Origin of the sequence: Strawberry lethal yellows phytoplasma (CPA) str. NZSb11 (assembly GCF_000397185.1) — a bacterium.
Classification (GTDB): Bacteria; Bacillota_I; Bacilli_A; order Acholeplasmatales; family Acholeplasmataceae; genus Phytoplasma; species Phytoplasma australiense.
Window position 1 is genome coordinate 841,530 of sequence record NC_021236.1, and the last position, 11,631, is coordinate 853,160.

Below are 11,631 nucleotides of genomic sequence, written 5' to 3' on the forward strand. Positions count from 1 at the left end.
ATTAAATAAATAATATTAATGATACTAAATAAATATAAAAACCTTTAGTAGGTTTTTGTATTTATTTAGTATATATAAAATTATTATAATATATATGGTTAATATATAAATAAAGAAATAAAAACTTTTAAATAGTTTTAATTTCTTTATTTATATTACATTGAGGTGTTCCAAAACTTTGGACAATTTTTTACTTTTTAAAAATTCTTTAAGATTAACTTAATAGTTAGTCTTTTTTTCTTTTCAAGACTAAAAAAATAATTTCATATCTTTTCTAAAAATATTTTTAGGAAGGAATAAAATGTTAAGACAAAAATTATTTAAAGATTTTTTAAAAAATAAAAAGAATTTAGCAATTCGCGATCAATTGATTGAAATGCATTTAAAAGAACCTTTTTCATTAGTAAAAAACATAGTTAAACAATTTACATATTTCCCTAAATCACTCAAAAGAGAAGATTTATTTCAAGAAGGCGTTTTAGGTTTAATTAAAGCTTTAAATAATTACAAAGATTTAGGTTATGATTTTATTGCCTATGCTAAACCAACAATTAAAAGTGAAATTACAAAACTTATTAGAGGCCTACAAACTGCTTCCATTCCCAAAGAAGTTTTTGAGAAAGAAAAACAAACAAGTAATATTCCTATTCCTTTAGAAGAATGGGAAGAAGCAACGCAACCCAGGTGGAGCACAATCCTCAACCCCCATCAACTATGGTTAAAACAAGTTAATCACGAATTATTCTTAAAAAAACTTAAAAATATTTTAAATCCCCAAGAATTCGAAATTATTAGATTAAGTTTTGGGATTTCTTTGGAAAATGTTAATGAAGAACCTCAACAAATTGAGTATTCCAACAAAAACATAGGCCAAATGTTTAATTTATCTTTAAGGCAAGTGGAAAAAATCAAAACCAGAGCAATTACTAAATTAAGGGAGTCGGATTACTTCGCAATGGATAAAAAAGGAAATAAATAATATGAATTGTAAAAAAAATACAACTACTTACTACAATATTGATGGTAAAACAATTTACGCCATTCACGAACATGATCCCGATACATTGAATTTTATTAAAACAACCTGGTTCCATAAAGATGGCGAAACAATTGACTTTATTACTGAGTATGATCCCATAACAGAAGAACCAATCAAAGAAACTTTTTATGACGACGACGGAAAAACAATTGATTATATTGAAGAATACAACCCTCAAACAGGTAAATTAACCAAACAAACTTTATACAGAATTGATGGCAAAACAAAGAAATTTGTTGTTGAATACACCCCAGATGGTAAATTAACCAAACGAACTTTATACAGAGCTGATGGCAAAACAATTTGGTCCATCAAAGAAATCGACCCTCAAACAGGCAACAAAACCAAAACAACCTATTACAACTCCGATGGAAAAACAATTAATAACATCCTCGAATACAACCCTCAAACAGGCAACATAACCAAAAAAACCTATTACAACTCCGATGGAACAATTAAAGAAGAAAAAACTTTTTAATTAATATATAAACTAAACCCCTTTTTTGAAGGGGTATTTTTTATACCCAAATCACAAAAAGGAGGAGTTTGAAAGATGATTGTAGCCGAACGCGCATTATTAAAGCCGATTGAAGCCGAACGCGCATTATTAGGGACACTATTATTAAAACCAGAAAAAAAGGATTATGTTATAAATTCAGTCAACACAAACAATTTTAATGACTCTAAGCATCGTTATATCTTTGAGGCAATGAAGCAATTAAAAATGCAAAATCGCGAAATTGATTATGTTACGGTTGGTTCTGTTTTAGATAACAATTTATACAAAATAGGAGGAATTGATTATTTAATTGAATTAGTGGAGGCGACCCCTGCAAGTGAATATTTAGAAACATACATTGATTTAATTAAAGAAAATGCCCTTAAAAGAGATGTGTTAGGATTATTTAAGCAATTCCCAATCGGATTATCAGGAACTAAAAATATTCACAATTATTTGCAAGCAGTCAAAAACCAATTAGAAAGTTTTATGCAAAAAACCAAATCTCCTTTTATTTCTACAAAAACATTATCTCCTTGTATTTGCCAAAGTATTCTTAATGATGACGAAGACAACCAATTTGTAGGAATCCAAACAGGCTTTAAAAATCTAGATGAATTAATTTCTGGTTTCAAACCTAACCAATTAATTATCTTAGGTGCAAGAACTGCGATGGGAAAAACTACTTTTATGTTAAATTTGGCTTGTAATATTGCAAAAAACTTTACTAGCAACAACAAAAACCAAAAAGCAGTTATTTTTAGTTTAGAAATGGCAGCAGAAGAATTAGTAATTAGGTTACTTTCTTCTGCTTCTCAAATCCCTTTAAAACAACTGCAACACAAAAACTTAAATAAAGATGAAAAATCACAGTTACTTATCGCTGATAACGAAATCACGCGATTAAACATTTTAATTGATGATGATAGAGATAACAAAATTGAAGACATTGAAACCAAATGCCGTCAAATGAAATCTACTGAAGGACTTGATATTGTCTTTATTGATTACCTCCATTTATTAATTGACGACCAAAATTTGAATATATATCAAGCAATATCTAAAATTTCACGCGCATTAAAAAAACTAGCAAGTGAACTTAATATTCCAATTATGGCTTTAAGTCAAACGAACCGTGCAAATAATCTTAGAGAAGATAAAACCCCACAATTAACAGATTTAAGTGGTTCGGGAACAATTGAACAAGACGCTGATGTTGTGATGTTCTTGCACCGCGAAAGTTATTATAAAAAACCTGATATTGACCCACATACGAATTTAATTATTGCCAAAAACCGTAGCGGAGAAGTGGGCGAATGTAGTTTTAATTTTTATAAACAAATTCAAAGATTTGAAGAAAAAGAATAAAATAGGAGCAAAAAAATGAACCAATTATCTAATTTAGATTTTGAAAATATTAACGTTTTTAATCATAAATCTTTGTGCGTTAACATAACCAAACAAATAGTTCAACCAATTTTTTTCAACAAAGTTTTTAATCAGTATATGTTTGATTGCCATAATATACTCAATACATATTTAACCAACAACCAACACAACTCTCAAAGTCAAAAATCAATTCGCGGAAAAATTAACGAATACTTAATTTTGCTTTATCTAAATCACAAAGGAATTAAATATTTATATCCTCAATCATATTTATTTTTCATCCCTGATATTAAATTTGATTTGGTATTGTTTACTAAAACGAAACGCATTATTGCTTTCAATTTCAAAACTTGCCTTAGAGATAGATACAAACAATCAATAGTAGAAGGTGAACAAATCAAAAAACTAGACACTCGTTTTGGCTTCTATTTATTAACAAATGATGAATCCGAAACTCAAAGATTAAATAATAAAATTAAAAATGGTAAAGTACAATCAATTAACAAAGTAATCAATTTATTTTCCAATTCAGCTAATCTCTTCTTACAAAACTTACTAACCAACCAATTCATTCCCTTTTCACCTATTAATTTAATTAAAAAGATGGTTCACTCTAATGACAAATAAATTAATTAGTTTTGAAGGCGTTGACGGAAGCGGCAAAACTACTTTAATTAACGAATTAAAAGCTTCTTTTGAAAATAAAGGCTATCAAATCAAAGTTTTTCAAGGTTTAGGCAGTTCCATCGTTGGAAAAGAAATCAGAAATTTGTTTTTACATCAATCCAAAATAAGCCCTAAAACTAAATATTTATTAAGCCTTGCCAACATGATGCAAACCCAAGATGAATTAATAATCCCTGCTTTATTGGGTGGTTATCTTGTTATAGTTGACCGTTGGTATGATTCCACTTTCGCATATCAAAGCAAAGGCAATTACATGGATTATGATGATAAAATTACTTCAAAAATTATCAATCATTTCTTAATTAAACCTAAATTAACTTTTTACCTAGATATTGACCCTAAAATTGGGATACAACGTAAACAAGCCCAAGCAAATCATAAATTAGACCTCATTGAGAAAAAACCCTTAAATTATTTTGAAAATGTCCGCAAACATTATTTAAACCGTCATAAATACTGTAATGATGCAAATTGCAACCACAAAAATTGTAATCATTTTATGATTAACGCAACCAACTCGCAAAAAGAAAATTTAGCCCAAATAATGAAAATTTTAATTAGTAAAAAAATATTTTAATTAAAGGAGAAAAATAATTATGAATTATCAAAGAAAATTTTTATGACGATGATGGTAAAACAATTGAATTTATTAATGAATATAACGCTAAAAAAAGTAAATGAAACAAATACATTGAAAACTAGAAAGGATTCAACAATATGCCAAAAATATTATCTTTTGTTTTTAAATCTTTATCATTTTGTATTCTTGTTTGTTATTTGAGTTTGCATACTTCTTCTATATTTTCATTCATTTTTTTGTCATTCTTTATCTCTTATTTTGTAGATAAAATAATTGATTATATTTTTTCAGATGAATTTATTTTATTGATTCTTAGGATATCAACAACATTTTTATAAAATTATTAAAACTTTAATTAGTAAAAAAATAATTCAAATAAATAAAGGAGAATGAAAATGATTTTAACTCCCAAACACATTTTAATATTGTTAAGTATAACATATTTAGGATTTATCATAACAAATCTAATGACCTTATTTTTTGATTTTAATTTAGGAATCAAAGCAAATACAGCTATTAGTCTTGTTTCTGATGTTGTCTTTTTGATTTATATTTGGGTAAAGGAGTTTAATAATGAAAATACCATGGATAGGCAGTAAAAAGAAAATGTTGCCTCAATTATTAAAATATATTCCAACAAATTATAACAATTATTATGAACCCTTTTTAGGAAGTGGGGCTTTATTCCAATCTCTTACTCCCTCAACTGTCACCTTGAACGATAATGATATCAATTTAATACAACTTTGGAAAGATATGTTGGCACAACCAGAATTGTTTTGCGATTATGTGCGTAAATTTAAAGACAAAATATATGTAAATAAAGATCAAAAGACGCAAAAAGAATCATTTAAACATTTGGTAGAAAAATTTAATAAAAGTAATTTGGGTGCTTATAAAAGTGCCCTTTTTTACGTTTTATTGAAATATGCTTTTAGGGGCATTTTCCGATATCGATCCGACGGAACTATTTATTTAGGATACAGTTTTTCATCTCGTTTCAAAAACCCTATAATTGATTTATTAGAAATACAAAGAATAAAAACCAATGTTAAGAATATAAAATTGTTAAATGGCGATTTTGAAAGTGTCATTAACCAAACCCAAAGCAACGATTTTATATTTGTTGATCCTCCGTATTGGCGTGAAGGGATTAAAGATAAAGTCTTTTATCAAAAACCTTTCACATTTGAAGATCACAAAAGACTTTATAAAAGTTTAGAGATGGCAAATTATCGCAAGGTAAAGTGGTTGTATACAAATTATAATTCGTCAAAAATAACTGAATTGTTTAAAAAATTTCACATTCAACCCATTCAAACCACTACAAAACACAATTTAACTTCAAAAGGGATATCGCAAGAAGTTATTATTAAAAATTATTAAAAAGAACAAATAATCAAAATTTTAATCAACAAATAAATATTTTAATTAAAGGAGAAAAATAATTATGAATTATCAAAAAACTTTTTATTGCAAAGGAATACAAACAGCTATAAAATTTGTTGCTGAATATAGCCCAGATGGTAAATTAACCAAACAAACCCAATACTATTCCGATGGCAAAACAATTTATGTCATCCAAGAATATGACCTCAAAACAGGTAAAAGAATCAAAGAAACCCATTACAACTCCGACGGAAAAACAAAGAGGTTTTTTATTGAATATTACTCTGATGGCAAATTAAATAAATCAACTTGGTTCCGTGAAGATGGCAAAACCATTAATTGTATTATTTGTTGGAATCCTGAAACTGCAGAAATAATCAAAACAATTAATTATCATCTTGATGGCACAATTGGAGAAGAAATAATAGATGATAAAAAACACACCATAAATTGCTATCAAGATGACTTCAAAACGTTAATTTATACTAATGAATATAACCCCCAAACAGGTACACGAACCAAACAAACCCAATACAACCCAGATGGAACTGTTTTTAATGAAAATTTTAATCAATAAAAAAATATTTTAATTATAGGAGCATAAATAATATGAATTATCAAAAAACTTTTTATTATGACGACGGAAAAACAATTGATTTCACCAACGAATACGACCCTCAAACAGGTAAATTAACCAAACAAACTTTATACAGAACTGATGGCAAAAGAAAGAAATCTGTTGTTGAATGGACCCCAGATGGTAAATTAACCAAAAAAACCTATTACAAATCCGATGGAAAAACAATTCTTGACATCATCGAATACGACCCCATAACAGAGGAACCAATCAAAGAAACTTTTGAATACGACCCTCAAACAGGCAACAAAACCAAAGAAATAAATTACTTATCCGACGGAAAAACAATTGTTTCCATCACCGAATACAACCCCCAAACAGGCAACAAAACCAAAAAAACTTTTTATTATGACGATGGAAAAACAATTATTGACATCATCGAATACGACCCCCAAACAGAAGAAGTAATCAAAGAAACCTATTACAATTCTGATGGTAAATTAACCACAGAAATTTTTTATGCTGGCGATGGTGAAACAATTGATTACATCAGAAAATACAACCCCCAAATAAGTAAATTAATTAAATTTACTAATTACCGAGAAGATGGTGAAACAATTGACTATACTACAGAATTTAAGTACCATCCCAAAACAAACAAATTAATTAAAACAACTGGTTTTTCCTTCGATCGCAAAAGAATAGCTTTTATATACAAACACCATCCTAATGGTAAATTGTTTAAAAAAACTTACTACAACTCCGATGGAACAATCAATAAAAAATATAAATAAAAGAAAGGAGCAAAAACATATGACTAAAAAAGAATTAATTACAACACTTGCAAAAGTAACTAAAAATTCAGTTACCCAAACTGAGGAATTTTACAATTCCTTTGAAAACACCTTAATTGAAGCAATAACTTCCAACGAAGAGGTAGTTTTGTCGCCCCAACTTGGAAGATTTGTTTTAAAAACCCGACAAGCTCGTTTATGGAAACACCCCAAAACAGGCAAAAAACTAAAAATCCCTGCTAAAACGGCTGTGACTTTTAAATTATCATCAAGCCTTAAAAATAAAGTCAAAAAAACAGTTAAATTAAACTAAAAAAAAGAAAGTTGGTTTAAAAAATGTATCGAGTTGATAGAAATAATTTTTTCAAAAATGAAAAAAAATCTACTATTTATACTCCTAGTTGGGTATCGCAATTTCTATATGATATTTTATCACCTCAAATCAAACCACGTTTGATTTTTGACCCCTGCGTTGGCGAAGGATCTTTATTATTGCCTTGGAAAGAAAAAGGTTTTGATGTTTTGGGGGTTGATATAGAAAAAACTTCTTTTCCTAATTTAATTCATAAAAATTTTTTAGAATTAAGTCAAAAAGATTTAAAGAAACAAAAAATATCTTTGGTAATAACAAACCCACCTTTTAATTTAGATTTTAAAACTAAAAGTTATGTTAAGGAAAAATATGGCGGTCGTCCATTATTGCCTGAGTTGTGGTTAAAAAAAATAATTGAAATTTTTGGCAAAGATATTCCAATTGTTTTATTCACACCTTATGGTTTTAGACTTAATCAATCACTAAATAGCAAACGATTACAAAAATTTGTAATTCAAGAATATCCCGAAATCTCTTCTATTATTAGTCTTCCCAAAGATGTTTTTGAAAACGTTGTTTTTCATTCAGAAATTTTAATTTTTAATGTTAATAATTTAAAACCGCATTATTTTTGTAGAGGAGCAATGATTTAAAATGTCTAATTCAGAACAATTAAGAAAAAACATTAAACAACACAAACCTAAAAATAATAAAACAAAAAAAGAGGAATATAAATATGAAAAATAATAATCAAATCAACGTTTTTGATGTAGCAAATTATATTATTGAAAACAATCCACATAAAACAACTCACATGAAATTACACAAAATGATTTATTATGCTTATGCTAAATATTTAATGAAACACAATTCTCTTCCAAACTTTAAAGATTCTTTTAGAGCTTGGGTTTATGGACCAGTTTTGCCTGAATTATATAATGAATTCAAAGAATTTACTTATTTACCGATTAATAAACTTTCTCCAAAAGGAAATTCTACCAAAATAAATTCTACTTTAAAAAAAAATATTGATTTTATCATTGAATTATATGGTGCGAAAACTGGAAATGAATTGGCAGATTTAACTCACCAAGAATTGCCATGGGAATTATCTTACAATGGAAATATCACTTGGGATAAAAACGTTATTTTAGACCAAACTATTTATGATTTTTTTAAAAATAATTTAAATAGGATTCAAAAATAAATGTCAAATTTTGTAAATCTTGTTTATTTGAATCTAATATTTTTTCTAATTCAACTTCTTTATGAAATATTTTTTGTTTAATTCTGATAATCCAAAAAAAGTTTATTTATTCTTTTGATAAAAATTTAACTATATCATTAATATTATTTATTTAATCTTAAATAAATAATAACATAAATGAACTTTTTAATAAAAAAAATAACAAAAAGGAGTTGATAACTATGCAAACTCATAAAATAGATATTCTAGATGTTGCAACTTACTTAATAAACCACCAAAATAAAAATGATTATAAACCTTTAAAACTTCAAAAATTAGTTTTTTTTGTATATGCTAAAAATTTAATAGATACTAACCAATCTATGTTTAATAATGATTTTGAATCTTGGCCTTATGGTCCAGTTTCACCTAAATTATATACTAATTTACCAAAAGACAAAAAACCATTAAATTATCAACAAAAAATTAAAGAAAATTATGATCAAAACATTTTTTCCCAACAAGAAAAAGAAATTATGGATTATGTTATAGAAAAATATGGTCCTAAAACAGCTACCGAATTAGTAAATATAACACATAGACCAAATTCTCCTTGGGAAAGAAGTTATATATCGCAATATTTTGCTTTGAATAATATTCCTGATAAACTTATTCAAAATTATTATTCTCAAAGAAATAGAAAAGTATAATTTTATAACACAATAAAGGAGCAAATAACTATGCAACCTAATAAAATAGATATTCTAGATGTTGCAACTTATTTAGTAAAACACCAAAACAAAGATGATTTTACTCGTATGAAAATCCAAAAATTAGTATTTTTGACATATTGTAAATATTTACTTAAATACAACATTCCTATGTTTGAAAATGATTTTGAGGCTTGGGAAGAAGGTCCTATTTCATTGCCTTTATATTTAGAACAAATTAAATATCCCACCAAATTTGATAAAACAATAACATTTTCTCAAAAATACGATGAAAATAAATTTACCAAAGAACATATCCAGAACGATTCAATGAAACACATAAACAACTGGATGAATTAATAGAAAAACTTGATAAAGAAAATAATAAGGAGAATGAATAATATGAGCGACGGCATGTCAGAAGCATTTAACGGAACTTATTTCCAAGATCGTTCCAAATCAAAACTAAAAAAACAAAACAAATATAATCAGACCAAAGGAAAATGGCTTAATTTAGACCACCCCAAGAAGACTTTTAAAAACAAAAAGAAATTATCTAAAAAACGAAAAAAAGTTATGAAAGAACTAGAAGAAGAAATAGAAAAATTATAAAAATTAAGAAAGGAGGGTGATTATGTGGATATTTTCAATATTTGTAACAATTAGCAATTTTATTCTAAATTACACCAAAGGATTTAGCACTACCGAAATACTTGAACGAAGAATGGATGGAATTCAAACAACACTTTTCACTATTCTTATTGTTTCTGGTTTCAAACCTATTTTTAAATTAATTGCAAATATTTTGATTTTCGTAAAAGATTTAATTTTGGGTATCTTTTTCCCCAACAAAAAACTACAAAACTTAGAAATCCAAAATGCTAAACAAGAATATTTAGAAAAACAATTATTACAAAAAATAGATAAAATCAATGAAAATCAAGAAAAACTCAAATCGCAAATAGAAGCACAAAAATCCAAAGTTTCTCATTGGCAAGAGAAAAAAGCAAGAAAAAAACAATTAAAATCACAAAATATCAATTCAATTATTAAGAAGGAGGATGAAAATGAATGACCTAAATTTCCCCATCGGATTTATTGTTGGCGCTCTATTTACAACTGCTTTAATGTTTATCATTAAAAAAATCTTTTTTAATTTTCTTCCATTACCAGAAATTGATAAAACAAATGAACCAAAAAAAGACAACAAAACTAAAAGTTCGTTTTCAATTATTCCAAACCCAAATAACAAATCAAAAGAAAAGGATGATTTAGAAAGTAACAAAGAAATAAATGAAAATTAACTTAAATCAACGTACCAAAGCTTGGTTCCAACATCGCCAAAAATATATTAATGCTTCCGAAATCGGGAGTATTACAGGATTAGATCCGTTCCGTTCTTTACCCCGATTAGTCCATGATAAACTATTTGGCACCACTTTTACCGCGAATAAATACACAGAACACGGCAACAAAACCGAACCAATTGCTCGTAATTGGTTTGAAAAAATAACTAACCTAAAATTCCCTGATACCATTTTTACTGATGATAAACTTGATATGTTTTCGGCCTCGCTTGATGGTTATAACCAACCAACTAATACTTTATTAGAAATTAAATGTCCTTATGTAGATGAAAAAGAAAATATTTCCAGTACTTGGACTTTGTTTTTAGCCAATCCGTGTGAAAAAAACCTGCCTAAATATTATTGGGCCCAAGTTCAATGCCAATTATATTGTTCTCAAGCCCAGTTTGCTTATTTCTTAGTTTATTTTAACGATAATAATTACCACGTTGTCCGTATCTATCAGGATCATGAATTTGTGAAAAAAATGATGTCCGATAGTCGAAAGTATTTATCATTATTAAATCTAGCCAAACAAGAATTATCCCAAACAACTTATTTAAAGAAACTAAGCAAATTTAAACAAAAGATTCAGAAAAAGGATATGAAAGATCCGAAAAACAATATAAAAATTTAATTTATTCTCAATTAAACGAACTCTACGAAATCACCTCAGCTGAGGAATAAAAAATAAATAAAAAAAGAGGTTTTAAAAATGAAACAACTCAAAAAACAATTTAATTTAATTGGTATTATTATTTGTTTAATTGGTGTTATTATAACAATAGCCATTGGTTTTTATTCCAATAATCATAATAATTTAAAAGAACATATCAATTTGAAAAGCGAACATTTAGAAAAAAATATTAAGGATTTCAAACAAGAAACTAAAAATAATTTCGATAAAATAGACAAAAAACTGGATGAATTAGATGATAAAAAGATTAATAAAAATAATAAGGAAATATAGGAGATTTATATTAATAAATGAATTTAAAACAATAACAACAAATTCCAAAAACCCTCCAAAAATAGACTCAAAATTTTGCCCTTTTTTCGCTCAAAAAAACAAAAGTTGACTTATTATATTCACAAGTTTTAAACTACTTTAATAAAAAATAA

20 protein-coding genes are annotated in these 11,631 nt (G+C 27.0%); all 20 read left to right on the top strand.

From position 1 onward, the window contains the following. Positions 1–301 precede the first annotated feature (301 nt). The 20 genes from SLY_RS04085 (at position 302) to SLY_RS04180 (ending at position 11,479) form a co-directional block, all read left to right on the top strand. Positions 302–979 (top strand): sigma-70 family RNA polymerase sigma factor, encoded by a 678-nt coding sequence (locus tag SLY_RS04085; protein ID WP_015638284.1) that lies wholly within the window; start codon positions 302–304, stop codon positions 977–979. Position 980: 1 nt separating this feature from the next. Next, positions 981–1,517 (top strand): DUF2963 domain-containing protein, encoded by a 537-nt coding sequence (locus SLY_RS05135; protein ID WP_015638285.1) that lies wholly within the window; start codon positions 981–983, stop codon positions 1,515–1,517. Between the two features lie 75 nt (positions 1,518–1,592). Beyond that, positions 1,593–2,906, top strand: coding sequence for a replicative DNA helicase (locus SLY_RS04095; RefSeq protein ID WP_015638286.1), 1,314 nt, complete (start codon positions 1,593–1,595; stop codon positions 2,904–2,906). Between the two features lie 15 nt (positions 2,907–2,921). Then, positions 2,922–3,554 carry a hypothetical protein gene (locus SLY_RS04100; protein WP_015638287.1) on the top strand — a complete coding sequence of 211 codons (633 nt, stop codon included), beginning with the start codon at positions 2,922–2,924 and terminating at the stop codon, positions 3,552–3,554. After that, on the top strand, positions 3,544–4,191 hold the full coding sequence (tmk, locus tag SLY_RS04105; RefSeq protein ID WP_015638288.1) for a dTMP kinase: 648 nt from the start codon (positions 3,544–3,546) through the stop codon (positions 4,189–4,191). The genes SLY_RS04100 and tmk overlap by 11 nt, the downstream gene beginning before the upstream one ends. Positions 4,192–4,217: 26 nt before the next feature. Further along, positions 4,218–4,295 (top strand): DUF2963 domain-containing protein, encoded by a 78-nt coding sequence (locus SLY_RS05940; RefSeq protein ID WP_420893823.1) that lies wholly within the window; start codon positions 4,218–4,220, stop codon positions 4,293–4,295. A gap of 288 nt (positions 4,296–4,583) precedes the next feature. After that, on the top strand, positions 4,584–4,793 hold the full coding sequence (locus SLY_RS04110; protein WP_235043249.1) for a hypothetical protein: 210 nt from the start codon (positions 4,584–4,586) through the stop codon (positions 4,791–4,793). After that, entirely contained in the window at positions 4,768–5,580 is an 813-nt protein-coding gene (locus SLY_RS04115) for a DNA adenine methylase (protein WP_015638289.1), read from the top strand. The genes SLY_RS04110 and SLY_RS04115 overlap by 26 nt, the downstream gene beginning before the upstream one ends. 64 nt (positions 5,581–5,644) lie before the next feature. After that, positions 5,645–6,160: a DUF2963 domain-containing protein gene (locus tag SLY_RS04120; protein ID WP_015638290.1), complete on the top strand. Its 516-nt coding sequence runs from the start codon at positions 5,645–5,647 to the stop codon at positions 6,158–6,160. A 32-nt stretch (positions 6,161–6,192) separates the two neighbouring features. Next, the gene (locus SLY_RS04830) at positions 6,193–6,954 is read left to right on the top strand and encodes a DUF2963 domain-containing protein (RefSeq protein WP_015638291.1); all 762 of its coding nucleotides are present in this window, start codon (positions 6,193–6,195) and stop codon (positions 6,952–6,954) included. Positions 6,955–6,973: 19 nt separating this feature from the next. Continuing rightward, positions 6,974–7,267 (top strand): HU family DNA-binding protein, encoded by a 294-nt coding sequence (locus SLY_RS04135; RefSeq protein WP_041784398.1) that lies wholly within the window; start codon positions 6,974–6,976, stop codon positions 7,265–7,267. A gap of 23 nt (positions 7,268–7,290) precedes the next feature. Continuing rightward, the gene (locus tag SLY_RS04140; protein WP_015638293.1) at positions 7,291–7,920 is read left to right on the top strand and encodes an N-6 DNA methylase; all 630 of its coding nucleotides are present in this window, start codon (positions 7,291–7,293) and stop codon (positions 7,918–7,920) included. Between the two features lie 83 nt (positions 7,921–8,003). After that, positions 8,004–8,474 (top strand): Panacea domain-containing protein, encoded by a 471-nt coding sequence (locus tag SLY_RS04145; protein WP_015638295.1) that lies wholly within the window; start codon positions 8,004–8,006, stop codon positions 8,472–8,474. A gap of 221 nt (positions 8,475–8,695) precedes the next feature. Beyond that, on the top strand, positions 8,696–9,163 hold the full coding sequence (locus tag SLY_RS04150; protein ID WP_041784401.1) for a Panacea domain-containing protein: 468 nt from the start codon (positions 8,696–8,698) through the stop codon (positions 9,161–9,163). Between the two features lie 30 nt (positions 9,164–9,193). Beyond that, positions 9,194–9,523 carry a Panacea domain-containing protein gene (locus SLY_RS04155; protein ID WP_015638297.1) on the top strand — a complete coding sequence of 110 codons (330 nt, stop codon included), beginning with the start codon at positions 9,194–9,196 and terminating at the stop codon, positions 9,521–9,523. 33 nt (positions 9,524–9,556) lie between these two features. Then, positions 9,557–9,775 (top strand): hypothetical protein, encoded by a 219-nt coding sequence (locus SLY_RS04160; RefSeq protein WP_041784403.1) that lies wholly within the window; start codon positions 9,557–9,559, stop codon positions 9,773–9,775. Between the two features lie 22 nt (positions 9,776–9,797). Then, entirely contained in the window at positions 9,798–10,238 is a 441-nt protein-coding gene (locus tag SLY_RS04165; protein ID WP_041784405.1) for a hypothetical protein, read from the top strand. Beyond that, positions 10,231–10,467 (top strand): hypothetical protein, encoded by a 237-nt coding sequence (locus SLY_RS04170; RefSeq protein ID WP_041784407.1) that lies wholly within the window; start codon positions 10,231–10,233, stop codon positions 10,465–10,467. Before SLY_RS04165 ends, SLY_RS04170 begins: the two co-directional genes overlap by 8 nt. Further along, entirely contained in the window at positions 10,457–11,146 is a 690-nt protein-coding gene (locus tag SLY_RS04175; RefSeq protein ID WP_015638301.1) for a YqaJ viral recombinase family nuclease, read from the top strand. The genes SLY_RS04170 and SLY_RS04175 overlap by 11 nt, the downstream gene beginning before the upstream one ends. A gap of 78 nt (positions 11,147–11,224) precedes the next feature. Then, the gene (locus SLY_RS04180; protein ID WP_015638302.1) at positions 11,225–11,479 is read left to right on the top strand and encodes a hypothetical protein; all 255 of its coding nucleotides are present in this window, start codon (positions 11,225–11,227) and stop codon (positions 11,477–11,479) included. The last annotated feature ends 152 nt before the right edge of the window (positions 11,480–11,631 follow it).